37 protein-coding genes are annotated in these 20,633 nt (G+C 70.5%); 36 read left to right on the top strand and 1 reads right to left on the bottom strand.

Features of this window, described 5'->3' with window-relative positions:
• Positions 1-33 precede the first annotated feature (33 nt).
• The 33 genes from IE109_RS29145 (at position 34) to IE109_RS29305 (ending at position 18,865) form a co-directional block, all read left to right on the top strand.
• On the top strand, positions 34-606 hold the full coding sequence (locus IE109_RS29145; protein ID WP_189554361.1) for a DUF5565 family protein: 573 nt from the start codon (positions 34-36) through the stop codon (positions 604-606).
• Positions 603-812 (top strand): ribbon-helix-helix domain-containing protein, encoded by a 210-nt coding sequence (locus IE109_RS29150; protein ID WP_189554362.1) that lies wholly within the window; start codon positions 603-605, stop codon positions 810-812. The genes IE109_RS29145 and IE109_RS29150 overlap by 4 nt, the downstream gene beginning before the upstream one ends.
• A complete protein-coding gene (locus tag IE109_RS29155; RefSeq protein ID WP_189554363.1) occupies positions 809-1,732 on the top strand; it encodes a hypothetical protein in 924 nt (307 codons plus the stop codon). The genes IE109_RS29150 and IE109_RS29155 overlap by 4 nt, the downstream gene beginning before the upstream one ends.
• Positions 1,729-2,016 (top strand): hypothetical protein, encoded by a 288-nt coding sequence (locus IE109_RS29160; protein WP_189554364.1) that lies wholly within the window; start codon positions 1,729-1,731, stop codon positions 2,014-2,016. The genes IE109_RS29155 and IE109_RS29160 overlap by 4 nt, the downstream gene beginning before the upstream one ends.
• A complete protein-coding gene (locus tag IE109_RS29165) occupies positions 2,013-2,555 on the top strand; it encodes a DUF6221 family protein (RefSeq protein WP_189554365.1) in 543 nt (180 codons plus the stop codon). Before IE109_RS29160 ends, IE109_RS29165 begins: the two co-directional genes overlap by 4 nt.
• Positions 2,552-2,902 carry a hypothetical protein gene (locus tag IE109_RS29170; RefSeq protein WP_189554366.1) on the top strand — a complete coding sequence of 117 codons (351 nt, stop codon included), beginning with the start codon at positions 2,552-2,554 and terminating at the stop codon, positions 2,900-2,902. The genes IE109_RS29165 and IE109_RS29170 overlap by 4 nt, the downstream gene beginning before the upstream one ends.
• Positions 2,903-3,000: 98 nt before the next feature.
• Entirely contained in the window at positions 3,001-3,252 is a 252-nt protein-coding gene (locus tag IE109_RS29175; protein WP_189554367.1) for a helix-turn-helix domain-containing protein, read from the top strand.
• A gap of 134 nt (positions 3,253-3,386) precedes the next feature.
• The gene (locus IE109_RS29180; protein ID WP_189554368.1) at positions 3,387-3,620 is read left to right on the top strand and encodes a hypothetical protein; all 234 of its coding nucleotides are present in this window, start codon (positions 3,387-3,389) and stop codon (positions 3,618-3,620) included.
• Positions 3,621-3,766: 146 nt separating this feature from the next.
• Complete coding sequence (locus tag IE109_RS29185) at positions 3,767-4,147, top strand: phage tail fiber protein (RefSeq protein WP_189554369.1); 381 nt, start codon at positions 3,767-3,769, stop codon at positions 4,145-4,147.
• A gap of 12 nt (positions 4,148-4,159) precedes the next feature.
• Complete coding sequence (locus IE109_RS29190) at positions 4,160-5,164, top strand: hypothetical protein (RefSeq protein WP_189554370.1); 1,005 nt, start codon at positions 4,160-4,162, stop codon at positions 5,162-5,164.
• Positions 5,155-5,442 (top strand): hypothetical protein, encoded by a 288-nt coding sequence (locus IE109_RS29195; RefSeq protein ID WP_189554371.1) that lies wholly within the window; start codon positions 5,155-5,157, stop codon positions 5,440-5,442. Before IE109_RS29190 ends, IE109_RS29195 begins: the two co-directional genes overlap by 10 nt.
• Before the next feature lie 17 nt (positions 5,443-5,459).
• On the top strand, positions 5,460-5,723 hold the full coding sequence (locus IE109_RS29200; protein WP_189554372.1) for a hypothetical protein: 264 nt from the start codon (positions 5,460-5,462) through the stop codon (positions 5,721-5,723).
• A gap of 18 nt (positions 5,724-5,741) precedes the next feature.
• The gene (locus IE109_RS29205; RefSeq protein ID WP_189554373.1) at positions 5,742-6,452 is read left to right on the top strand and encodes a glycosyltransferase family 2 protein; all 711 of its coding nucleotides are present in this window, start codon (positions 5,742-5,744) and stop codon (positions 6,450-6,452) included.
• A complete protein-coding gene (locus IE109_RS29210; protein WP_189554374.1) occupies positions 6,449-6,634 on the top strand; it encodes a hypothetical protein in 186 nt (61 codons plus the stop codon). The genes IE109_RS29205 and IE109_RS29210 overlap by 4 nt, the downstream gene beginning before the upstream one ends.
• A gap of 2 nt (positions 6,635-6,636) precedes the next feature.
• Positions 6,637-7,518, top strand: a complete 882-nt coding sequence (locus IE109_RS29215; RefSeq protein ID WP_189554375.1) for an NAD-dependent epimerase/dehydratase family protein — start codon at positions 6,637-6,639, stop codon at positions 7,516-7,518.
• The gene (locus IE109_RS29220) at positions 7,515-7,685 is read left to right on the top strand and encodes a hypothetical protein (protein WP_176737694.1); all 171 of its coding nucleotides are present in this window, start codon (positions 7,515-7,517) and stop codon (positions 7,683-7,685) included. The genes IE109_RS29215 and IE109_RS29220 overlap by 4 nt, the downstream gene beginning before the upstream one ends.
• A gap of 27 nt (positions 7,686-7,712) precedes the next feature.
• On the top strand, positions 7,713-7,886 hold the full coding sequence (locus IE109_RS29225) for a hypothetical protein (protein ID WP_176737695.1): 174 nt from the start codon (positions 7,713-7,715) through the stop codon (positions 7,884-7,886).
• Positions 7,886-8,245 carry a hypothetical protein gene (locus IE109_RS29230; RefSeq protein ID WP_189554376.1) on the top strand — a complete coding sequence of 120 codons (360 nt, stop codon included), beginning with the start codon at positions 7,886-7,888 and terminating at the stop codon, positions 8,243-8,245. The genes IE109_RS29225 and IE109_RS29230 overlap by 1 nt, the downstream gene beginning before the upstream one ends.
• Positions 8,238-8,471, top strand: coding sequence for a hypothetical protein (locus IE109_RS29235; RefSeq protein ID WP_189554377.1), 234 nt, complete (start codon positions 8,238-8,240; stop codon positions 8,469-8,471). Before IE109_RS29230 ends, IE109_RS29235 begins: the two co-directional genes overlap by 8 nt.
• Positions 8,472-8,481: 10 nt before the next feature.
• Entirely contained in the window at positions 8,482-9,012 is a 531-nt protein-coding gene (locus IE109_RS29240; RefSeq protein ID WP_189554378.1) for a hypothetical protein, read from the top strand.
• Positions 9,009-9,305 (top strand): HNH endonuclease, encoded by a 297-nt coding sequence (locus IE109_RS29245; RefSeq protein ID WP_189554379.1) that lies wholly within the window; start codon positions 9,009-9,011, stop codon positions 9,303-9,305. Before IE109_RS29240 ends, IE109_RS29245 begins: the two co-directional genes overlap by 4 nt.
• Positions 9,306-9,309: 4 nt before the next feature.
• Positions 9,310-9,510, top strand: coding sequence for a hypothetical protein (locus tag IE109_RS29250; protein ID WP_189554380.1), 201 nt, complete (start codon positions 9,310-9,312; stop codon positions 9,508-9,510).
• Between the two features lie 15 nt (positions 9,511-9,525).
• On the top strand, positions 9,526-9,759 hold the full coding sequence (locus tag IE109_RS29255; RefSeq protein WP_189554381.1) for a hypothetical protein: 234 nt from the start codon (positions 9,526-9,528) through the stop codon (positions 9,757-9,759).
• Positions 9,760-10,163: 404 nt separating this feature from the next.
• Positions 10,164-10,805, top strand: coding sequence for a bifunctional DNA primase/polymerase (locus tag IE109_RS29260; protein WP_189554382.1), 642 nt, complete (start codon positions 10,164-10,166; stop codon positions 10,803-10,805).
• A gap of 88 nt (positions 10,806-10,893) precedes the next feature.
• Positions 10,894-11,334, top strand: coding sequence for a phage terminase small subunit (locus IE109_RS29265; RefSeq protein WP_189554383.1), 441 nt, complete (start codon positions 10,894-10,896; stop codon positions 11,332-11,334).
• Positions 11,306-13,084, top strand: a complete 1,779-nt coding sequence (locus tag IE109_RS29270; RefSeq protein WP_189554384.1) for a terminase large subunit domain-containing protein — start codon at positions 11,306-11,308, stop codon at positions 13,082-13,084. Before IE109_RS29265 ends, IE109_RS29270 begins: the two co-directional genes overlap by 29 nt.
• Positions 13,081-14,532 (top strand): phage portal protein, encoded by a 1,452-nt coding sequence (locus IE109_RS29275; RefSeq protein ID WP_189554385.1) that lies wholly within the window; start codon positions 13,081-13,083, stop codon positions 14,530-14,532. Before IE109_RS29270 ends, IE109_RS29275 begins: the two co-directional genes overlap by 4 nt.
• Positions 14,513-15,334: a VG15 protein gene (locus IE109_RS29280; RefSeq protein ID WP_189554386.1), complete on the top strand. Its 822-nt coding sequence runs from the start codon at positions 14,513-14,515 to the stop codon at positions 15,332-15,334. The genes IE109_RS29275 and IE109_RS29280 overlap by 20 nt, the downstream gene beginning before the upstream one ends.
• A gap of 66 nt (positions 15,335-15,400) precedes the next feature.
• Positions 15,401-16,039 (top strand): hypothetical protein, encoded by a 639-nt coding sequence (locus tag IE109_RS29285; RefSeq protein WP_189554387.1) that lies wholly within the window; start codon positions 15,401-15,403, stop codon positions 16,037-16,039.
• 19 nt (positions 16,040-16,058) lie between these two features.
• Positions 16,059-17,021: a phage major capsid protein gene (locus IE109_RS29290; protein WP_189554388.1), complete on the top strand. Its 963-nt coding sequence runs from the start codon at positions 16,059-16,061 to the stop codon at positions 17,019-17,021.
• Positions 17,022-17,077: 56 nt separating this feature from the next.
• Entirely contained in the window at positions 17,078-18,052 is a 975-nt protein-coding gene (locus tag IE109_RS29295) for a glycosyltransferase family 4 protein (RefSeq protein ID WP_308431408.1), read from the top strand.
• Positions 18,053-18,066: 14 nt separating this feature from the next.
• On the top strand, positions 18,067-18,483 hold the full coding sequence (locus tag IE109_RS29300) for a hypothetical protein (RefSeq protein ID WP_189554390.1): 417 nt from the start codon (positions 18,067-18,069) through the stop codon (positions 18,481-18,483).
• A gap of 1 nt (position 18,484) precedes the next feature.
• A complete protein-coding gene (locus IE109_RS29305; protein ID WP_189554391.1) occupies positions 18,485-18,865 on the top strand; it encodes a hypothetical protein in 381 nt (126 codons plus the stop codon).
• On the opposite strand, the gene IE109_RS29310 is transcribed toward IE109_RS29305, so the two are convergent.
• Positions 18,862-19,182, bottom strand: a complete 321-nt coding sequence (locus IE109_RS29310; protein ID WP_189554392.1) for a DUF4429 domain-containing protein — start codon at positions 19,180-19,182, stop codon at positions 18,862-18,864. The two genes, IE109_RS29305 and IE109_RS29310, sit on opposite strands and share 4 nt — an antisense overlap.
• Positions 19,183-19,214: 32 nt before the next feature.
• Between IE109_RS29310 and IE109_RS29315 the strand changes: the two genes are divergently transcribed.
• From IE109_RS29315 to IE109_RS29325, 3 genes are all read left to right on the top strand, one after another.
• A complete protein-coding gene (locus tag IE109_RS29315; RefSeq protein ID WP_189554393.1) occupies positions 19,215-19,541 on the top strand; it encodes an HK97-gp10 family putative phage morphogenesis protein in 327 nt (108 codons plus the stop codon).
• Positions 19,541-19,945 (top strand): phage tail termination protein, encoded by a 405-nt coding sequence (locus IE109_RS29320; protein ID WP_189554394.1) that lies wholly within the window; start codon positions 19,541-19,543, stop codon positions 19,943-19,945. The genes IE109_RS29315 and IE109_RS29320 overlap by 1 nt, the downstream gene beginning before the upstream one ends.
• A 72-nt stretch (positions 19,946-20,017) precedes the next feature.
• A complete protein-coding gene (locus IE109_RS29325) occupies positions 20,018-20,605 on the top strand; it encodes a phage tail tube protein (protein WP_189554395.1) in 588 nt (195 codons plus the stop codon).
• Positions 20,606-20,633: the final 28 nt, after the last annotated feature.

Raw genomic sequence — 20,633 nt, forward strand, 5'->3', positions numbered from 1 at the left:
CACCAACCCCACCGCCCAGGCAGGAACCCCCTCGTGCAGAAGATCCCCACCCTCTACATCCGCGACCTCACCGCCCGCCCCGCCCACGTCACACCCACCGTCACCCCCGGCTGTGAATGGGTCCTCGCCGGCGAAGGCACCCCCACCCGCAAATGGGACGGCACCTGCACCATGCTCGACCACGACGGCACCTGGTGGGCCCGCCGCGAAGTCAAACCCGGCAAGACCCCACCCCCCGGATTCCGCCCCCTCTCCACCGACCCCGCCACCGGGAAGACCGTCGGCTGGGAACCCGTCGCCCAGTCCGCGTTCGCGAAGCTCCACGCCGAAGCCCTCCGCAACAGCACCGCCTCCACCCCCGGCACGTACGAGCTCCTCGGCCCGAAGATCAACGGCAACCCCGACCGCTTCGACGCCCACCTCCTCATGCCCCACGGCTGGGCACCCCTCTCCGTACGCCAAGACCTCGCCACCGTCCCCCGCGACTACGACGCCCTCCGTGCCTGGCTCCACGCCCGCCCCTACGAAGGAATCGTCTGGCACCACCGCGACGGACGCCGCGCCAAGATCAAGGCCGCCGACTACCCCCGCCAGGACCAGCCGTGACCGGCCCCGGCCGCCGCGCCCCCTCCGCCCGCCGCCTCGCCGTCCCCCTCGATGAACTCTCCGCCGCCATCCTCCGCCGCTACCGACGCGACGGATCCGACGCCGACACCATCCGCCGCGCCCTGCGCCTCCTCGCCCAAGCCGACGGCCACCTCACCCCCGCCGGCCGCCTCATCACCGACCGCGCCCAAGGACGGCACCCATGACCGACCAGGGACCGGAGACTCACCACTGGGACGCCGCCAAGACCGCCGACGTCGCGCGACTCCTCGCCGGCCACCCGCCGCGCCAAGCGGGGTGGACCACCTCGAACGTCGACCACCCGGAGGCCCCGATGCCTGAACGCACTCCCGCCGAGGATCTGCAGCAGCTCGACTCCGTCCGCAGCCATATCAAAGCCGCCGCGGAGCACCAGCCGAGCCCCGAGCAACTCGCCGAATGGGCAGCCGCCGACCAGGAACTGGCCCGCCGCATCAACAAGATCCGGCCCGGCGTGCCCGTACACCAGGCCTTCTACGTGCTCGACACCCTCCCGGCAATCCAGCAGGTGGACGCCGCCCCCACCCCGCCCGACGCCCCAGACCAGGTCGCCGCAGAGAGTTGCTGCGTGTGCGCCGGCAGCCCAGCCGCCTACCGGAACTACCGCGACCAGCCGTTCTGCCAGGTGTGCGCCGACTGCGACTGCGGCGAGAACCCGTGCGTCCGGACCGGCGTCAACGACCCGGACGTCAGCCGCAACGCCCGACACCGCGAGCAGATCGCTCAGGCTATTCGCGACCACCGCTTCACCATCGACTTCGGCAACGCGGTCATAGCCAGGCCCGAGCATCTCGCCGACGCCGTGCTGCGGGTGCCCGCCAGCGCCGAAGCCCTCGCGGCCGTCGAACAGGTGCGGCAGATCGCCGAGCACCACCTCCACGACTCCGACGACGGCACCGACCCGTGCGCCGCCGCCATCCTCGCCGCCCTCGACGGTCAGCCGACCCCCGCCGAGCCCCCGGTCCACATCGGCGGCCGGGCGAACGCCGAGGACTGCCCCGCCTGCGCTGGCACCAACCCGCCGTACCCGTTCCTCTGCCCCGGCCAACCCCAGCCGCCCGCCCACGACCAGCAGGAGTGGTCATGAGCGGAACCCGAAGCCGTGCAGAGCGGATGCGCGTGATGGTCCTGTGGGACGGCCAGGGCGAGTGGCAGGAATGGGGCCGATTCTCCAAGAACATCCAGCGCACCTACGACGAAGCCGCCGCACTCGCCGCACGCCCGGACGTGGCAGACGTCCGCATCGACCGCACCACGACCATCACCGACCAGCTCACAGTCGCTGAGCTGCACGCCCAGCTCTTAGTCACCCCCGCGAGCCAGATTCGCCAGAACGCGGGCAGCACCCACGACCGGCAGGAGCAGCAGTGACCGACCTCCACGGCTGGATCACCCAGCAAGTCGAGCAGGTCGAGTCCGTCGCCCGCCGAGCATCGGATTGCGCCACGGGAAGTCGCTGGGAGGGGATCGGCTCTGTCCTCGTAACGGTTCCGGAAGACGGTACCGCCGGCCCTGACATCGCCGAGGCGACGTTCCACTCCTACGACGATGCGCTCGCCCACGCGGCCCTCCATGACCCGGCCGCCGTCCTCCGCCGCTGCGAAGCCGACCGGCGCATCCTCGCCCGGCACACCCTCGACCCGGATCAGCACGCGTTTCCTGGCGCATGCCAGGGCTGCGGGACCGATGACTGGGGCCTGCCGATCGTCGAAGACCTCACCGACTGCCCCGAGCTCCTCGACCTCGCCCACGCCCACGGCATCACCGACGAGATCCTCGCCAGCCTCGACCGGCCCGAGCCCCCACCCCGGCCGCCGCACACCCCGCGGCCCGCGCCGGTCTGGCCCACCACCCCCATGGCCGACGTGCCGCCCGCACTCCGCGGCCCCGGATGGAAGGCCGACGCGTGAACGTCGCACGCGTGCAGACCGAATCCGGCTCCCGTATCGAACCGCCCCTCGATCCTGACTGGGACGAGCACACCAAGCTGTTGTGGAAGGCCGCAGTAGTAGCCCTGGACGCTGGCCTCCAGGTCACCGTGACCGACGGCGGCTACTCCGAGTGGCACAAGGGGGCTTGGCATGCCGTCCCGGGCCGGTACTGCATCCGGGTAGGCACCAGCAGCAACGCCGCCTACTCCTTCAGGGAGGCATGGTGCTTCCTGACCGGGGTCAGCGTGGGTGCCCGCCGCCGAGAAGGCCACGGCCCCGACAACTACGAGGCGAAGCCTGAAACACGCGGGAACAGTTCGACTTGACAAGACACGCCCAGCGAAGCCAAGATCTGCTTAGATCGCACGTCTTCCGCGCTAAGGCCACCATCACCAGGTGGCCTTTCGTCGTTCCAGGGGGTGACATGCCCCCCGGCACACCCGCGCTCGCCACCGCCACCGACATGGCCTACTGGACCGGCCGCCCCGTCGGCACCATCTACCGGTGGGCATCCGAAGGCCGCATCACCGTCTACGGCGAAGGCAAGAACGCCCGCTACGACCTCATGGAAGTCCCGGCCGCCGAACGCGACCCCGACACCCGCGAGCTCATCACCCCCACCCCCGCGCCCTCCATCAAAGGCCGCCATCGCGTCACCGAAGCCGACGTGGCCTAATCCCTCAAGACCCCTGTGCTGGTGGGCACAGGCGGGGCCTCGAAGCGCCTTCCCGCGCTCGGCCCCAACCGTCCGCCCGGTAAGGGCGTACCGGGCGGACACAAACTTCCACAGCGAAGAGGGGAGGCCGGCCCATGGCGCTCGTTGAGATGACCGTCGCCGACGAACTCCTCGACCGGCTCCCCGACGCGCTCCCGCTCCTCAAAGCCCGGGAACGCGACCGGCAGCCCGCCACCGACCACGGCTACACCATCGTCACCCTCGAAGTCGACAACGCCCCCGCCGGCGCCCGCCGCGTCAAACCGACGTTCCAGCGCACCGCCGACGGCGACATTCAGCTCCTCACCGTCACCTGGTACACCGACTAACCCCCATGTCACCGGTGCCGGACCAGCGGTACCGGCGTCCCGCCGCCCATCCGCACCCCACGCCAGGCGGCGAGACACCCGCTCCGGCCGGACCTGCCAGCGAGGCCGGAGCGGCCCCCACACCCAGCTATCGAGGAGGGCCCGCCGTGGCATCTCTCAGCGACACCGCCGAGGACCGGGCCCTGAACTGGCTCACCGGCAACTCCACCACCGCCCCCACCCTCCCCCTCAAGGTCGCGCTCGTCACCGCCAACGGCAGCGACTCCGCCGCGGGCACCGAGGTCACCGGCGGTTCCTACACCCGGCAGAACGTCACCTTCGTCGCCTCCTCCGGCGGTGCCACCAGCAACGCGACCGACGTCCTGTTCACCGGCATGCCCGCCGCCACGGTCGTCGGCGTCGAGATCTGGGACTCCGCCGGCACCCCCGTCCGCTGGTGGCACGGCCCCCTCACCGCCAACCGCACCACCCAGGCCGGCGACGAACTCAAACTGGCCGCAGGCGAGCTGGACCTGGCCCTCACGTGAGGTAGGTGACCGGTGCCCGGCTTCGACACCCTCCAGGACACCTTCGACGACGGCACCATCGACCCCGCCCGATGGCCGCAGTCCTACGGCGACCCCATCGAAGTCGACGGCCGCGCCAAGATCCCCTGCACCGTCGGCTACGCCGGACTCCGCTCCGCCAGCGCCTACACCCTCACCGGCTCCGGCGCCTTCATGCGGATCTACCCCCCAGCTGCGAACGGCGCAGCGTCCGCCGCAGCGAGCATCTTCGTCCAGACCGCCTCCGGCGGCACCGACGCCGGGTTCCTCATCGACACCGCAGGAAACGCCGTCGGTCTCTACCTCCGCGAGGGCTACGCAGACCCCGGCGCCGTGTTCCTCACCTACGACCCGGTCGCGCACGCCTGGATCCGCATCTGGGAAACCGCCGGCACCCTCCACTGGGACACCAGCCCCGACGGCACGACGTGGACCACCCACCGCACCGCCGCCACCCCGGCCTGGGCCAGCGCCACCGACCTGTCGATCGTCATCGAAGGCCACCGCGACGCCGGCACCCCCAACTACGTCGAAGCCGACAACTTCAACATCGCGCCCTACGCCACGCTTGAAGCGTCCGCCTCGCTCACCTCCACCAGCGCCCTGACCGCCGCCGCGACCCGCACCGCGCGCACCAGCGCCGCGCTCACCGCCACCTCCGGCACGACAGCCGCCGCCACCCGCACCGCGCGCACCGCCGCCGCCCTCCAGGCACCCAGTGCCCTGACCGCTGCCGCCGCACGCACCACCCTGGTCACCGCCGCGCTCACCGCCGACACGGCCCTCACCGCCGCCGCTACCCGCACCACCCGGGCCTGCGGCACGCTCACCGCTCACACCAGCCTCACCGCGGCCCTCGCCCGCCGCACCCACGCCGCCGCGACCCTCACCGCCACGAGCAGCCTCACCGCGCCCGCCACGACCACCGAACCCGCCGACGCCGACATCACCATCAGCGCCCCGCGCAGCCGCTGGAAGGTGAGCACCCCATGGACGTAGCCGCCACCAGCAGCGAGTACCTCCACATCACCGTCACCGCCACCCTCGCCGGCGACCCGCTCACCCTCACCACCCCACCCCAGATCGCGATCATCCCCGGCAGTACGAACCCCGCCGAGGACGACTGGCACACCGGCACCTGGGCCGACGGCCACGCCCGCATCCGCCTCGGCCCCGGCGGCATCACTCTCACCCCCGGCACCTACTGGACCTGGATCCGCTTCGCCGCCGGCTCCGAACAGCCCGTACACCGCGCCGGCCGCATCCGCATCTACTAACCCGGAGGCCAACGCCCATGGCCATCTGTCAGGTCATCATCCCCGTCCCCGATACGGCAGAGCCGATCGAGCTCGCAGCCCTGATGCCCGAGATCCACCACGCGCTCACCGCAGCCGGGGCGAACCCACCTGCCGACCTCAGCCTCACCGACCTGGCCATCAGCGTCCAGGCCCCGGTAACCGTCCCCTACCTCGACAAGCCCCCGGAGCCAGCCCCCTGGCGCACGCGCCCGACCATCCACATCGCGTACGAAACCGGCGCACCCGCGCCAGTGCACTGACCCTAGGAGGCCCGCGCCATGGCCGACGACCTGCTCGTCATCATCCCCACCCGCGGCCGCCCCCAGGCCATCCCCGAGATCATCCAGGCATGGAACGACACCCGCGCCACCGCCGACCTCCTCTTCGCCGTCGACACCGACGACCCCCACCTCGCCGAATACAAGAAGCACGCCGCCGACCTCAAGACCGACCCGCGGATCCGCTTCACCTTCGGCAAACGGCGGCGCCTCGTCGGCACCCTCAACCAGCAGGCCGTCAAGGCCGCCAAGACGTATCGGTTCCTCGCGTTCATGGGCGACGACCACCGCCCCCGCCCCGCCGCCCGCCCCTGGGACGAACGCTTCCGCGAATGCCTCTCCGGCGGACCCGGCATCGTCTACGGCAACGACCTCCTCCAGGGCGAGACCATGCCCACCGCCGTCGCCATGACCAGCGACATCGTCCAGAGCCTCGGCTACATGGCGCCGCCCGCGTTCGTCCACCTGTGCGTCGACCTCTGCTGGAAGGACTGGGGGATCGGCATGGGCCGCATCACCTACCTCCACGACGTGGTCATCGAGCACCTCCACCCCGCCAACGGCAAAGCCCCCATGGACGACGGCTACGCCGAAGCGAACAGCACCGAGCAGGTCACCGCCGACTCCGCCACCTACTACGACTACCGCGACAACGGCGGCCTCGGCGCCGACCTGGACAAGCTGCGGAAGCTGACCGGAGCAACGCCGTGACGCGCCGTCGCCTGTGGTTCAGCTACCCCTACGAGAGCATGAACGCCGTCACCTACTGGCTGCGGTACGCACTCTCCGAACCGCGCGACTTCGCCTATGCCGCCCCGCGACGCCTCGCCTGCCGCTTCTTCGGCCACCACAGCGCAGCGTGCCGCGGCGTCCCCGGCCACCCCAGGGGGTGACGATGCGAGTCCTCCTCACCGGCGCCGCCGGCTTCGTCGGCCGCCACCTCCACCGCGCCCTCCTCGACCGAGGCGACGACGTCACAGCGATCGACATCAAGCCCTTCCCGGGCGTACAGCACACCGACGCTCTCGACTACTTCCGGAACGCCGACAGTCACCACGACCTCGCGATCCACTGCGCTGCCCTCGTCGGCGGCCGGGCCAGCATCGACGGCAGCCCCCTCGGCGTCGCCACCAACCTGGGTCTCGACTCCTGGTACATGCGCTGGCTCGTACGCAACCGCATCCCCCGCGCCGTGTACTTCTCCAGCTCCGCCGCCTACCCGGTCGCCCTGCAGCAGCCCGGGCCGATCCACCGCCTGGTCGAGACGGACATCGACTACGAGCAGCCAGGACGACCCGACGCAAGCTACGGCCTCGCGAAACTCACCGGCGAGCAGCTCTGCCAGTACGCGGCCGCCGACGGCACCCGCATGACGATCCTCCGCCCCATGTCCGGCTACGGCGAAGACCAGGACCCGGCCTACCCCTTCCCCGCCTTCATCGAGCGGGCGCTCGACCATGAGGACCCGTTCGAGATCTGGGGCAGCGGCGACTCCACCCGCGACTGGATCCACATCGACGACCTCGTCGCAGCCACCCTCACCGCCGTCGACCAGGACTTCACCGGCCCCGTCAACCTCGGCACCGGCCGCGCCACGTCGTTCGACGAACTCGCCCACCTCGTCACCAAGGCCGCCGGCTACGAGCCCGAGCTCAAGCACCTCGCCACCGCCCCCCAAGGCGTCCACCACCGCGTCTGCGACCCCACCCTCCTCCACACCTTCTACGAGCCCCGCATCACGCTCGAAGAGGGCATCGCCCGCGCACTCAGGCAATGAGCAGCCTTGCGCACGCCGTGCCGCTCAACGATCTGATTCGGCACGAAACCGAGACGACCGAGCCCACCTGTATCTGCGGCCCAGAAACGCAGCCCGTCGAGCAACTCGACGGCACGATCGACTGGCTCCTGATGCACCACAGCCTCGACGGCCGCGAAATCCCGTAGACCCCACCTGACTGAGAGGCCCGCGCCATGGCCAAGTACTACGCCGCCTTCCTCGACGGCGACTACGAAGAGATTGCCGCTGACCTCGTCGAACGGTCAGGCAGCGACTACATCGTCTACCGAGCCGGCGAGGTCGCTGGATACATCCCCGTCGCCAACGTCCGCAGCCTCCTGCGTGAGGACACGAGGACGGCACGCTGATGGCCCGCATCCAGATCCTCGAACTGCCCGAAGGCCCCGACGACGACCGGCCGCCCTTCGTCCTCGTCATCGACCAGTACCAGCCCCAGCGCTACATCATCGGACCCGACCAGCCTGAGCCGATCGACGAGTTCGAAGGCATCGCCCAGAAGATCGGCGCCCGCGCCGTCCTCGTCTTCGCAGACCAGATCGACATCCCCGCCAACGAGGTACCGGTCGACCCCGACGGCTACCCCCTGCGCATCCGCGTCGAGCCCGACTTCAACGACTTCCGCACGCAGGTGGATCAGGAGATCCGCAGCACATTGGACAGAGCGGCGCACGCCATCAGCAGCATCAGGGACGGCCGCCGTGACTGAACAGCAGATCGGCAGCGCACTCGACGCCCTCGGCGTCACCGCAGACCTCGACGACGACGACATGGTCGCCGACGCCCTCGTCATCCTCAAGGTCGTCCAAGACGACGGCAGCATCGCCCTCTCCATCGGCACCACCGACAGCCGCGACTGGATCAGCCAAGCCGGCCTCCTCCACGCCGCCCTCGAAGTCACCCAGTCCGGCTACACCCGCGACCGCGACGACTAGGAGGCCAGCCATGAGCGGAGGCAGCTACAACTACCTGCACGAGCTCAACCACGGCCTCGAAGGCCAGCGCAGCGACATCGAAGCCATGCGCGACCGCCTCCTCACCCTGGCCCAGGCCCACCACCCCGGCGCCGAGAAGACAGCTGCCACACAGGCCGCCCACGCCACCCAGAGCATCCTCGACCTCCTCGACCAAGCCCGGGCCCAAGCCGACACCCTCCGAGGCGTCTGGCACGCCGTCGAATATCGCGACTCCGGCGACTACGGCGACGACCAAGTCACCCAAGCCCTCACCACCTACCGCGAGCAGCACGCCACCCCCAAGGCCGCCAAGCCGCAAGGCGTCGACATCGAGATCCTCGACCGGTCACCCGACGCAGCCGGTGTCATCCTCCCCGGCGCCGTACGCATCAACGGCCAGGAAGCCCTCGTCCCGTCAGACTCGACCATCCGGATCAACGAGATCCGCGAGGACGATTTCCCCACCATCACCCTCACCCTGTTCCTCAGCAGCCTCACCATCCGCCACGACCCCACATGAGCGGCGGCTGGAAAGGCTCACAGCGCCGAGCCCGACTCCCAGCCAACTGGCGCTCCGAACTCCGCCCCGCCGCCCACGCCCGCAACCCCACCCACGTCTGCCACCTCTGCGGCCAACCCGGCGGCGACTACCTCGACCACAAAACCCCCGGCGACAACCACAACCTCGACAACCTCGACTGGGCACACGACGCCGTCCCCCCGCACTGCCACCGCTACAAGTCCAGCCGCGAAGGCAACGCCGCCAAACCCACCCGCCACCGCCCCGAAGAACCCCACCCCGGACTCAGGTGAACCCGTGCCGGCCTACCTCATCCGCCACCCCGCCCAGCACAGCCGCGAGGACATCCTCATCGAGGACCCTCACCTCACCCTCCACTTCGACGCCGGATGGGCGATCCTCACCGACGCCGACGGGATCTGCCTCGCCATACCCAGCGGGCAAGGAGCACACATCCAGCGGGTAGACGAAGACCAGGACCACGAGCCCGCGCCATGAGAGGAGCGATCCACCATGGCCAAGGCACGCGGCAGCCGAGGCAACGCCACCACCCTCAAGCGGTACTGGGGACAAGGCGCCGGCGCAGCCCGCATCCGGTGGGGCACGCCGGGCGACTTCACACGCTGCTCACGACAGCTCTCCAAGTACCTGGGACCCAGGGCCAAGGGGTACTGCGCCCGCCTCCACAGGGAGCGCACGGGGGTCTTTCCCGGGGACCGGAGGAACGTCGGCAGGCGCAGGCGGTAGAGGCTGCACCGAGGTGCTGAGGCATCGCGTCAGGCCTACCTCACATCGGGTCACACAGCGTTCGCGCTAGTCCGACCAGCAAGGCACGTCAAGAGGTTCGGCTCGCCGAACATCCGAACGGGTGGCCGTCCAAGATCGCCAAAGCAAGATCGTTAGGGGCCTGAACGGCCACCAAATCGAAGATCCTCTAGACCCGTTCAGGCTACCGGGGGGTTACCCCCCTCCCCATGATCTCCAGGCACCGGGCCGTATAGCACCTGAGATTCCGCCCGGGTTTTCAAGGCCGCTGACCTGCGACGATGCGGCACCTCGATCGGACGGCTACTGCAGGCTCTCGCCCGTCTGACGCATTTATGCAGGTGAGAAGCTTGTAGCCGTGACATGCTGGCCGGTAGGATGGGGGCATGCCCGCCACCGAGACCGCCCGCCGCACCAGGTGCATGCGCTGCGCTGGCCCGTTGCCGCTGCTGGCCCGGTCGGACGCGAAGTACTGCGGTGACGCGTGCAGGCAGGCCGCATGCCGGGCCCGCCGCCGGGACAAGGCCAAGCGGGTAGCGGCTGAGCAGACCGCCCGGATCCCCTCTGAGCTGACCAGCCGGGCCCGCTGGGTACGGCACGTGGCGAAGCGCCCAATGCGTACGGACGGCAAGTGGGCCTCCGTCACCGACCCGTCGACCTGGTCCGACTTCACCACCGCGGCCACCACGCCGATCGGCGAGGGCCTCGGCTACGTCCTGACGGCCGGCGACCGGATCCTCGTCGTCGACCTCGACCACGCCGTGGAAGACGGACGGGTCCTGCCCTGGGCGCAGCGCATCATCGACGCCCTGCCGCCGACGTACATGGAGCGCGGCCGCTCGGGTAGCGGCCTGCACCTGTGGTTCCGCGGCACCTTGCCAGCCGGGCGCCGGATCCGCCGCGGTGAACTGGCCGTCGAGGCATACGCGGACGGCCGCTACATCATCGTCGGCGACCGAGTACCGGGTACGCCCCTTGAGCTTGCCGAGCTGCCCGATGCAGCCGGTGTCATCGCCTCGCTGACCTGACGCCCGGGTGGCGTCGCAGCAGGCCTTCGTCTGTCTGCGGCGCCCTGGAGGCGCTGCTTGTCGCGCCTGAAAGACCCGGGAGGTCGTCATGGGTGCTCGAGGCCCGATCGGTAAGCGCTCCGAGGAACGAATGGGGCACCGGTCCAAGGAAGAGAAGGAATCGATCACCAAGGTCCCGGCCAACGCCGCCATCGAGGTGCCGGACCTGCCCGAGCCGGAATCCACCTGGCATCCGATCGCCAGCGACTGGTACCTGTCGCTGCGGGAGTCGGGCCAGGCCGTGTTCTACCAGCCGTCCGACTGGGCCACAGCCCGGTATGCCGCTGAGCTGATGTCCCGCGCGCTGGACAGCGAACGGGCCCCGAACGGCCAGCTGATCGCCGCGCTCAACAGCGTCATGGGCAGTCTGCTGACGACCGAGGGCGACCGGCGCCGGGCGCGGGTCGAGCTGGAGCGGAAGAAGACCCAGCGCGACGCCCCGGCGAAGGTGACGGCGCTCGATGACTACCGCTCCGCCTTCGGTGGCTGACCAGGGGACGGTTGAGGAGGTCCCGGACAAGGTCGAGCCGTACGTCATCGGCCCGACGTGGACCCGCGGGGAAGACGGCCTGTTCGTCCGTCCCGCCTTCACGCTCGGCTGGCACGTCCTGGTGTGGACGTCGAAGTACCTGCAGCTCGCCCGGGGCAGGCCGTGGCGGTACACCAACGAGCAGGTCCGCCTGGTCTTGTGGTGGTACGCGATCGACCCGGACACGGGCGAGTTCCTGTACCGGGACGCGGTGCTGCAGCGGCTGAAGGGCTGGGGCAAGGACCCGTTCGGCTCGACGCTGTGCGCGGTCGAGTTCGTCGGCCCGTCCCGCTGGTCTGGGCAGGTAGCCGGTCCCGACGACGAGGACGGCGTCCCGGAGGGGCAGCCGATCGGGGTGCCGCACCCGGCGCCGTGGGTGCAGGTCGCGGCGGTCAGCAAGGACCAGACCCGCAACACGATGATCCTCTTCCAGTCGCTGTTCACCCCGGCCGCCGTGGCCGAGTACGGCATCGACGTCGGCAAGGAGATCGTCTACGCCCACAAGGGCACGGCCCGCATCGAGGCGGTCACCTCCTCGCCCCGCGCGCTCGAGGGCGGCCGCACCACCTTCACCCTCCTCAACGAGACGCACCACTGGATCGAGGCCAACCAGGGCCACGAGATGGCCGCCACGATCGAACGGAACGCCACCAAGTCCGCCGACGGCGCGGCACGCACCTTCGCCATCACCAACGCCTTCGAACCGGGCGAGGACAGCGTCGCGGAGCAGACCCGCGACGCCTACGAAGCCTTCGAGGCCGGCCGGACCGAGGACCCGGGCATCCTCTACGACTCCCTGGAGGCGCCGCCCGAGGCCAAGCTGACCAAGGAGTGGATCCCCAAGGTCCTCGAAGCGGTCCGCGGCGACTCGGTGTGGCTGAACATCTCCCGCATTATGAAGTCCATCCTCGACGTGCGGAACCCGCCGAGCCGCTCCCAGCGGTTCTGGTACAACCGGGTCGTCGCTGCGGAGGACTCCTGGATGGCCCGCTACGAGTGGGACGCCTGCAAGCGGGAGGACCTCGCGCTGGCGGACGGCGACGAGATCGTCGTGTTCTTCGACGGCTCGAAGTCCGACGACGCCACCGGCCTGGCGGCGTGCCGTATGTCCGACGGGCTGGTCGTGACGCTCGGGGTGTGGCAGAAGCCGGCGAACTGGCCCTCGCCGAGCAGCCCTGGCTACGTGCCCTGGTCGGTTCCGCGGGACGACGTCGACGGCGTCGTCGAGAACACCTTCGCCCGCTACCGCGTCCTCGCATTCTTCGCCGACCCCGGGTCCGGCGAGGACGACGACGGCGAACTGTACTGGGACGCCTACCTCGACCGGTGGGGCCAGACCTACGGCAAGAAGCTCCTCATGCGCGCCGTCACGGCCGGGCCGAAGCAGCACGCGGTCCGCTGGGACATGCGCAACAACCAGAACCAGGAGCAGTTCACGGACGCCGTCAAACGCACCCACAAGGATGTCCTGGAGCGGACCCTGCTCCACGACGGCAACCGCACCATGCGCTCCCACGTCATCAACGCGCGGCGCCGCACCAACCGGTGGGGCGTCACGATCGGCAAGGAGCACCGCGAGAGCGCCCGGAAGATCGACCTCGCCGTCTGCATGATCGGCGCCCGGATGCTGCGCCGCCTGGTCCTGAACAGCCCGAAGCACGCGAGCCGGCCCAAGGGCCGCGGTAGAGGACGGGTGGTGGTGCTGCGGTGACCCTCTCCATCCCCGAGCTGCCGCTGGTGACGCTATCGGAAGACGAGCTCGCGCTGATCAGCGTGCTGCGCGCGGACATGCTGCAGGACCGGTGGCGGCTGCTGCTGCTGGACGCCTACTTCAACGGCGAGCAGCTGGTCCGCGACCTCGGCATCAGCATCCCGCCCCAGCTCAAGAGCCTCCACACGGTCATCGGCTGGCCGAGGATCGGCGTGGAGTCGCTGGAGGAGCGCCTCGACCTGGAGGCGTTCCGCTGGGCGGACGGCCGCCGGTCGACGGACCTGGAGGAGATCGCCGAAGCGAACGACCTGTTCGACGAGTCGACGCTGGCGCACCTGGATGCCCTGGCGTACGGCCGCAGCTACCTCACGGTCGGCTCCGGCGACGACGGCACCGATGGCGCGCCGCCGCTGATGTCGATCGAGTCGCCGCTGGACATGACCCTGCTGTGGGATGCCCGGCTGCGGCTGGGCACGGCGGCGCTGCGGGAGTGCCAGCCGGACAGCCTGATGGAGTCCGGGCCCGAGGACCGGATGATCGTGCTGTACCTGCCCGACCAGACGATCCAGGCGATGCCGACAGAGTCCGGCGGCTGGGAGGTCGTCGACCGGGACATGCACGGCCTGGGGATCGTGCCGGTGCTGCGGATGGCGAACCGTCAGCGGGCCGCCGACCGCGTGGGGAAGTCGGAGATCACCCCGGAGGTCATGTCCATCACCGACGCGGCGTGCCGCCGGCTGATGGGCATCGAGGTCGCGGCGGAGTTTTTCGGGGCCCCGGCCCGCTACATCCTCGGCGCGTCGGAGTCGGCGTTCCAGGACGCCGAGGGCAACACCAAGTCCGCGTGGGAGACGTACATCGGCCGGGTCCTGGCGCTCGAGCGGGACGAAGACGGCCAGGTCCCGACCGTGGGTACCTTCCCGGCCCATGACCCGTCCGGCCAGACGAAGATCATCGATTTGTATGCGCGGATCATGGCGACCCAGTTCGGGCTGCCGCCGCACATGCTCGGCTACACCACCGACAACCCCGCCTCCGCGGACGCCATCCGCTCGACCGAGGCGAAGCTCGTGAAGAAGTCCGAGCGGCGTATCCGCCGGTTCGGCGCCACGTGGCAGCAGGCCATGCGCCTGGCGCTGTGGGTCCGCGACGGGGAACCGCCGGACAAGGCCCGCCGGATCGAAACGGTGTGGCGCAACCCCGCCACCCCGACGATCGCCGCCCAGACCGACGCCGCGGTCAAGCTCGTGCAGGCGAAGATCCTCCCCGCCGACAGCGACGTGGTCCTGGAGATGGCGGGCCTGACCGAAGGGCAGCGGCAGCGAGTCCGCGCCGACCGGCGCCGCGCGGCCGGCGTGGCGCTGCTGGACCGCCTAGCGGGGATGAACGACACCCCAGCCGACAGCGAGCCGGGAACGGAGGCAGACGATGGCCTCGACAGTCTCTGACAGCGACGACGGCGCGGCCCGGCTCCGGCGCGCGCAGCAGGGCGTGGGGCGCGGCCTGGTCCGCGACATGCGCACGCTGCGGCGCTTGATCCGCCCCAGCAGGCTGCAGGCGTCGATCCCCGCGTGGATCGACGCGATCCGCGCCCTGGTGGGCGAATACAGCGCCGCCTCTGCGACGCTCGCCGCTGACTTCTACGAAGCCCAGCGCGAGGCCGCGGGCGTGAGGGGCCGCTTCACCGTGCCGGCGCCCGGCCCGCCGCCGGACGAGCAGATCGAGCAGACCCTGCGCTGGGCGACCAAGGATTTGTGGCCCCGCGACCCCGAAGCCGCCACGGCAACCGTCGCGCAGCTCCAGACTCTCGAGGTGCGGCTGGAGCAGGCCGAGAGCAAAGCCGAGGGCGCTATGGAGCGCCTGGTGCTGAACTCCGGTCGGGAAACGATCCGTGAAGCCGTCCAGCGTGACGCCGGCGCGGTGGCCTATGCGAGGGCCGCCGCCCTCGGCGCCTGCTCCTTCTGCAAACTCATGTCCAGCCGGGGGGCCGTCTTCAAGGACCTCGACCGGGCCGGCCGTGAGGCGAACGAGCGGTTCACCGGCGACGACAGCGTCATCAAGTTCCACAACTCGTGCCGCTGCCAGCCCATCCCCGTCTTCCGGGGCCAGCGCTTCGAGCTGTCGGCGCACGCGGCGGAGTGGGACCGCATCTACCGCGAGTTCGCGGCCGGCCATCCGGGTGACCAGCTCCGCCTCTTCCGCCGGGCGCTGGCCGAGCACGACCAGTACCCGCTGCCCGCCGCCCACTGACCTTCCCCCTTTCCCGGGCCGCCCTGGTGGCGGCCCTTTCCCATGCCCCTGGAGGGCCGCATCGCCATGCCCGAAGAGACCGAGACCCAGACCACCGAGCAGCCCGAGGCCGAGGAGACCGTCGACACGTCGGCGGCCGCCGAGGACGACAGCGGTACCGAAACCGACACCGACGACGGCGCCCAGGAGGCGCAAACGGCGTCCGAGGACGACGGTTTCGACCGCAAGAAGTTCGAGGCGGAGCTGCGCAAGAAGAACTCCGAAGCGCAGAACCTCCGCAAGCGCCTGAAGGAACTCGAGCCCCTGGCACGGAAGGCCAAGGAACTCGAGGACGCGCAGAAGTCGGAGACCGAACGGCTCTCCGACCAGCTGCGCGCTGCGAACGAGCGGATCGAGGCGACTCGCAAGCGCCTGGTGACCAGCCAGGTGAAAGTCCTCGCCACCGCCTTCGCCGACCCCGACGACGCGGTCGGCGCTCTGGACCTCGACTCCTACGTCGACGACGACGGCGACATCGACGAGGCGGCCATCAAGGCGGACCTCGACGCGCTCTTGGAGCGCAAGCCGCACTGGGCACGCACCCAGCCCCAGGAGGGCCCGCGGCGCCCCGCACCGGACCGCACTCAGGCGTCCGGCGCCAAGCAGACCAGGACCCTCACCCCGGAGGACGAGTTCTCGGGGTGGCTGAAGACGCAGCTCAAGTAGCTGCGGAGAGGACACCATCATGGCGGTCACCGCCCCCCTCAAGCTCAGTGACGTCAACGACGCGCTACTGCCCCGCACGATCACCGGCCCGATCTTCGAGAAGTCCGTGGAGCGGTCGGCCGTCATGTCCCTGGCGCAGCGCGCGCCGCTGGCGATCGACGCCAACACCAGCGTGCCGATCCCGATGGACGTGCCGACGGCCGACTGGGTCGGCTCGGCCCAGGCCAAGCCCCTCTCCTCGGGCGCCGTCGGCATCAAGACGATGCAGCCCCGCAAGATCGCCGTCCTCATCCCGGTCGCGGAAGAGGTCGCGATGACCAACGCGGGCGGCCTGTTCACGCAGCTCCAGCGTGACCTGCCGACCGCGTTCGCGCGGGCCTTCGACATGGCGGCCATCCACGGCAAGACCATGAAGGGCGCGGCCGGCCCGTTCTCCGACTACCTCGCCATGACGAGCAACTCGGTCGCGCTCGGCACCGCGGCCCAGGCCGAAGGCGGCGTGTGGGCCGACTTCGTCAACGGCATGGGCCAGGTCGTCGACCAGGACTGGGACTACACCGGCACCGTCGCCGACCACCGGCTCAAGCCCACCCTCCTGCTCGCCACGGACACCACGGGCCGGCCGATCCTGGTCGACACCACCCAGCCGGGCATGCAGCAGGCCGCGGCCGGCACGCTGATCGGCGAGCCGCTCGCCTACTCGCGCAGCGTGTCGGGCAAGCAGCGCCGCCAGTCCACCTCCTCCGACACCGGTCTGCGGGCGATCGGCGGCGACTGGTCCCAGGCCGCGTACGGCGTGGGCATGGACATCACCGTCCGCATCTCCAAGGAAGCCACCTACGTGGACGAGGAGGGCGGCGTCCACTCGGCGTTCCAGGAGAACCTGGTGCTGATCCTGGCTGAGGCGTTCTACGGCTACGTGCAGGGCGACGCCGAGGCGTTCGTCAAGTTCACCGGCACGCCGTCCGGGTCGGCCAGCTGATGGCGGCGGCCGTTCCGGCTTCCGCGCCGGGCGGGACGGCCACCCCGCTCAGGATCGTGGTCCGTGTCCACGCCATGCCACCGGAGCACAACGCCGGAGCCGAGCACATGCTCATCTCCATGCTGCGGCCCCTGGCAGAGCGTGGACACCACATCCAGGTATGGCTCTCGCGGTACGGCAAGGCCCGCGACGCCTACACCTACCGCGGAATCGAGGTCGTGCCGCTGGAGGCCCGCCTCGACTTCGCCACCGCCGTCCGCAAGGCCCACGTCCTCATCTCCCACCTGGAGAACGTGCCCTCCACGACGGCCCTGGCCCGCGGCTACGGCAAGCCGGTCATCGTGGTGTGCCACAACACGCACATCGCGACGTTCCGGAACATGGCCGCCGGCGGCACCGCGCTCGCCGTGTACAACAGCGAGTGGATGGCCCGCGAGGCGGAGCTGTTCTACGCCGAGTACCCCAAGGGCGTCCGGCCCGCATCCGAGCTGATCGTGCGGCCGCCGGTGTTCGCCGAGGAGTACGCCACCAAGCCGGGCAAGAAGATCACCCTGGTGAACTGCAATCCCGAGAAGGGCGGCAGGGTCCTCGAGCAGCTCGCCCGCCGCATGCCCGACGTCGAGTTCATGGCCGTACGCGGCGCGTACGGCCAGCAGATCCTGCCGGATCTGCCGAACGTCGAAGTCGTCGAGCACGTCGACGGGCAGGACATGCGGGAGCGGGTCTACGCCGGTACCCGCGTACTGCTGATGCCGTCGTCCTACGAATCGTGGGGCCGGGCCGGGATCGAGGCCCTTGCCAGCGGCATCCCCGTCGTCGCCCACCCCACCTCGGGCCTGACCGAGTCCCTCGGCGAAGCCGGGATCTTCGTCGACCGCAGCGATATCGATGGCTATGAAGCGGTCCTGCGCAAGCTCCTGACCGCCCCGGAGTACCGCCTCGCGTCCAAGCGGGCCAAGGCCCGCAGCGCCGAACTCGACCCGGCCCCCGAGCTCGCAGCCTGGTGCCAGGCCGTGGAGGCCCTGGCCTGAGAAGGGAGACGGCGATGGCGTTCGAGACCCCCACAGCCGAGGACCTCGGCCTGTTCCTCAATCTCGACGAGATCGACGGGGCCCGCGCCGGCTTCCTCATCTCCACCGCCGTCAAGCTGTGCCAGGCGGTCGTCAAGCCTCTGCCCGAAGGCGCGGAGCCCGTCGTCCTCTCGGCGGCCGCCCGCGCCTACATCAACCCCCAGTCCATCAGCTACGAGACGATCGGCCCCCAGTCCGTCCAGCGCCCTCAGGGCTCCGGCGGCCTGTACCTGACGAAGGCCGACAAGACCGCGCTGAAGTCGGCGGCCGGCCGCGGCGGCGCGTTCACCGTCGACCCCACCCCGGCCACCGCCGACCCCTCGCCGTCATACCCGATCGACGACGACTACGGGCCCGGCATGGACTGGGAACCGGGCTGGGGGTGGCACTGACATGCCCTCCCCCTACCCGTTCGGCGTCACCGTCCGCGTGCTGCGCACCGGACCCTCGCCGGGCAGGGACCCACGCGGCCAGCCGCTGCCCGGCCCGGACCAGTCATTCGACGTCTCCGGCTGTGTCGTCACCCCGCGCGAGTCGGCGCCCCAGGTGGGCGGCGAGCAGCAGCAGGGCCGCGACACCGTCATCGTCGGCATCACCGTCTACGCGCCGCCCGGCACCGTCATCCGCACCACCGACCGCATCCAGGTCACCTCCGGTCACCGCTACCAGGGCATCACCTTCGAGGTCACCGGCGAGCCCGGCGACTGGGGCCGGCACGTCATCACCGGCACCCCGGGGCCCGTGCAGTTCGCGGCCGACCGGGTCAACGGCTAGCCGCGCGCCTGCTCGACCGCCGCCACCAGCGCGGCGGCCGCCGCATTGCTGCGGTGCGGGATCGACAGCGAATGCGGATCGGACTGCGGCGGCCGGCCCCCGGCCATCAGCCCTTTCTCCTCCGCAGCCGGAGCGCTGCCCGGCAGCACGAACTGCACGTAGCCGTGGAACAGGCGGCTCGCCGCCTTCAGCCGAGTCCCGGTGACGTCCGCGGCCCGCAGCCGGAACTCCTGCGCAGGCTGCCCCACCAGCTTCTTCGTGATGGTGATCCATTCCCCATCGAAGCTGACGCTGCCCTGCACGCCCTTGACGTCCATCCCGCCCCCAACCAGTCGTGGAGGTGGTCATGATGCCCGCCCGATTCAAGATGTCCAAGCGCGGAGTCGGGCAGCTGCTGCGCAGCGACATGGTCCTCGCCGAGATGGTGCGCCGCGCGCACGTCATCAAGTCGACCGCCGAGTCCATCGCCCCGGTCGGCGGCCCGGGCGACCCGCACCGCGGCCTGTACAAGGCCAGCTTCTACGTGCGGTCCAACCGGCGTGGCGGCCGCCGCCGCGACCGCGCCGTCGCCGTGGTCGGCAACACCGCCCCCTACGGCGCGCACGTCGAGTACGGCACCGAGAAGGTCCGGGCGCAGCACGTGCTGCTGCGCGCCGCTCAGTCCGGGGGCCGCTGATGGCCGCCGACGTCGGCAGCGTCGATGTCGAGCTGGAGCTCATCACCTACCTGCAGTCCAAGGCCGGCAGCGGCGTGGTGGTCCGCGACGAGCTCGACAACAACCTCGCCAACGAGCTGCCCACCATCCAGGTGGAGCGGCTGCCCGCCGGCGACGACGACACCTTCCGCCTGGACCGCGCGCTGGTCGACATTGACGTCTACGCCGCCACCCGCGCCCAGGCCATCAGCCTGGCCGCGCAGGTCCGCGGCTGGATGCTCACCGACCTGCCCGGCACCAGGACGACGACGGCGGTCTTCGGCCGGGTCAGCACCATCTCCGCCCCGGGGATCCGGCCGTACGAGAACACCGCCCTGCGTCGCGTCGGCGCCACCTACCAGGTCTACAGCCACCCGGTCTCCTGACCGGCCAGCGGGCCCGCGCCAGCCCCTCAGTTCCCGCCCGAGCGCGGGCCTCATCCATGTCTGGAGACAACGATGGTCAACATCACCCGCGCTGCGGACCTCACCATGGTCGGCGCGAACGGCGGTGCGTGGGTGGCGCCGGTCGGCACCGCCGCCCTCGCCTCCCCGCTCACCCAGCCGACGGCCCCCTGGAAGGCGCTCGGCGCCATCTCCGAGGACGGCCTGACCAACGGCTGGGACGAGGAGTCGCAGACCTTCACCCCGTGGGGTCTGACCTCCCCCTTCCGCACGCAGATCACCCAGTCCGTGCGCACGTTCGGCCTGACGGTGTGGGAAACGTCCCGCCGGTCGGTCATGTCGCTGCAGTACCGCATCGACGAGGCGGACTTCGAACCGGACGGCGACGGCCTGACGAAGTTCGCCGAGACCGCCAGCCCCGTGCCGGACCGGCGCGCGTTCTGGTTCCTCGTCGTCGACGGCGACAACTACCGCGGCTTCTACGTCCCCGAGGGCGAGATCAACGACCGCGGTGACGTCACCTACAAGCAGGACGAGATGTCGGGCTTCGAGTGGACCGTCACCACCTACCCGGACGCCGCCGGCAACACCGTCTACCACGTCGACAAGATCCCCGTCACGCCGGCCGACCCGCTGAGCTGACGGCCCCCGAGCTGGATGGGCGGGCCAC

Source organism: Streptomyces lavendofoliae, from assembly GCF_014649735.1.
GTDB lineage: Bacteria > Actinomycetota > Actinomycetes > Streptomycetales > Streptomycetaceae > Streptomyces > Streptomyces lavendofoliae.

What these genes read in the sequence shown, in the direction of transcription:
- IE109_RS29155 (WP_189554363.1), top strand. Translation starts at nt 809, where the DNA reads ATGACCGACCAGGGACCGGAGACTCACCACTGGGACGCCGCCAAGACC.
- IE109_RS29160 (WP_189554364.1), top strand. Translation starts at nt 1,729, where the DNA reads ATGAGCGGAACCCGAAGCCGTGCAGAGCGGATGCGCGTGATGGTCCTG.
- IE109_RS29175 (WP_189554367.1), top strand. Translation starts at nt 3,001, where the DNA reads ATGCCCCCCGGCACACCCGCGCTCGCCACCGCCACCGACATGGCCTAC.
- IE109_RS29180 (WP_189554368.1), top strand. Translation starts at nt 3,387, where the DNA reads ATGGCGCTCGTTGAGATGACCGTCGCCGACGAACTCCTCGACCGGCTC.
- IE109_RS29195 (WP_189554371.1), top strand. Translation starts at nt 5,155, where the DNA reads ATGGACGTAGCCGCCACCAGCAGCGAGTACCTCCACATCACCGTCACC.
- IE109_RS29200 (WP_189554372.1), top strand. Translation starts at nt 5,460, where the DNA reads ATGGCCATCTGTCAGGTCATCATCCCCGTCCCCGATACGGCAGAGCCG.
- IE109_RS29205 (WP_189554373.1), top strand. Translation starts at nt 5,742, where the DNA reads ATGGCCGACGACCTGCTCGTCATCATCCCCACCCGCGGCCGCCCCCAG.
- IE109_RS29215 (WP_189554375.1), top strand. Translation starts at nt 6,637, where the DNA reads ATGCGAGTCCTCCTCACCGGCGCCGCCGGCTTCGTCGGCCGCCACCTC.
- IE109_RS29220 (WP_176737694.1), top strand. Translation starts at nt 7,515, where the DNA reads ATGAGCAGCCTTGCGCACGCCGTGCCGCTCAACGATCTGATTCGGCAC.
- IE109_RS29225 (WP_176737695.1), top strand. Translation starts at nt 7,713, where the DNA reads ATGGCCAAGTACTACGCCGCCTTCCTCGACGGCGACTACGAAGAGATT.
- IE109_RS29230 (WP_189554376.1), top strand. Translation starts at nt 7,886, where the DNA reads ATGGCCCGCATCCAGATCCTCGAACTGCCCGAAGGCCCCGACGACGAC.
- IE109_RS29240 (WP_189554378.1), top strand. Translation starts at nt 8,482, where the DNA reads ATGAGCGGAGGCAGCTACAACTACCTGCACGAGCTCAACCACGGCCTC.
- IE109_RS29245 (WP_189554379.1), top strand. Translation starts at nt 9,009, where the DNA reads ATGAGCGGCGGCTGGAAAGGCTCACAGCGCCGAGCCCGACTCCCAGCC.
- IE109_RS29255 (WP_189554381.1), top strand. Translation starts at nt 9,526, where the DNA reads ATGGCCAAGGCACGCGGCAGCCGAGGCAACGCCACCACCCTCAAGCGG.
- IE109_RS29260 (WP_189554382.1), top strand. Translation starts at nt 10,164, where the DNA reads ATGCCCGCCACCGAGACCGCCCGCCGCACCAGGTGCATGCGCTGCGCT.
- IE109_RS29265 (WP_189554383.1), top strand. Translation starts at nt 10,894, where the DNA reads ATGGGTGCTCGAGGCCCGATCGGTAAGCGCTCCGAGGAACGAATGGGG.
- IE109_RS29270 (WP_189554384.1), top strand. Translation starts at nt 11,306, where the DNA reads ATGACTACCGCTCCGCCTTCGGTGGCTGACCAGGGGACGGTTGAGGAG.
- IE109_RS29280 (WP_189554386.1), top strand. Translation starts at nt 14,513, where the DNA reads ATGGCCTCGACAGTCTCTGACAGCGACGACGGCGCGGCCCGGCTCCGG.
- IE109_RS29285 (WP_189554387.1), top strand. Translation starts at nt 15,401, where the DNA reads ATGCCCGAAGAGACCGAGACCCAGACCACCGAGCAGCCCGAGGCCGAG.
- IE109_RS29290 (WP_189554388.1), top strand. Translation starts at nt 16,059, where the DNA reads ATGGCGGTCACCGCCCCCCTCAAGCTCAGTGACGTCAACGACGCGCTA.
- IE109_RS29300 (WP_189554390.1), top strand. Translation starts at nt 18,067, where the DNA reads ATGGCGTTCGAGACCCCCACAGCCGAGGACCTCGGCCTGTTCCTCAAT.
- IE109_RS29305 (WP_189554391.1), top strand. Translation starts at nt 18,485, where the DNA reads ATGCCCTCCCCCTACCCGTTCGGCGTCACCGTCCGCGTGCTGCGCACC.
- IE109_RS29310 (WP_189554392.1), bottom strand. Translation starts at nt 19,182, where the DNA reads ATGGACGTCAAGGGCGTGCAGGGCAGCGTCAGCTTCGATGGGGAATGG.
- IE109_RS29315 (WP_189554393.1), top strand. Translation starts at nt 19,215, where the DNA reads ATGCCCGCCCGATTCAAGATGTCCAAGCGCGGAGTCGGGCAGCTGCTG.
- IE109_RS29320 (WP_189554394.1), top strand. Translation starts at nt 19,541, where the DNA reads ATGGCCGCCGACGTCGGCAGCGTCGATGTCGAGCTGGAGCTCATCACC.
- IE109_RS29325 (WP_189554395.1), top strand. Translation starts at nt 20,018, where the DNA reads ATGGTCAACATCACCCGCGCTGCGGACCTCACCATGGTCGGCGCGAAC.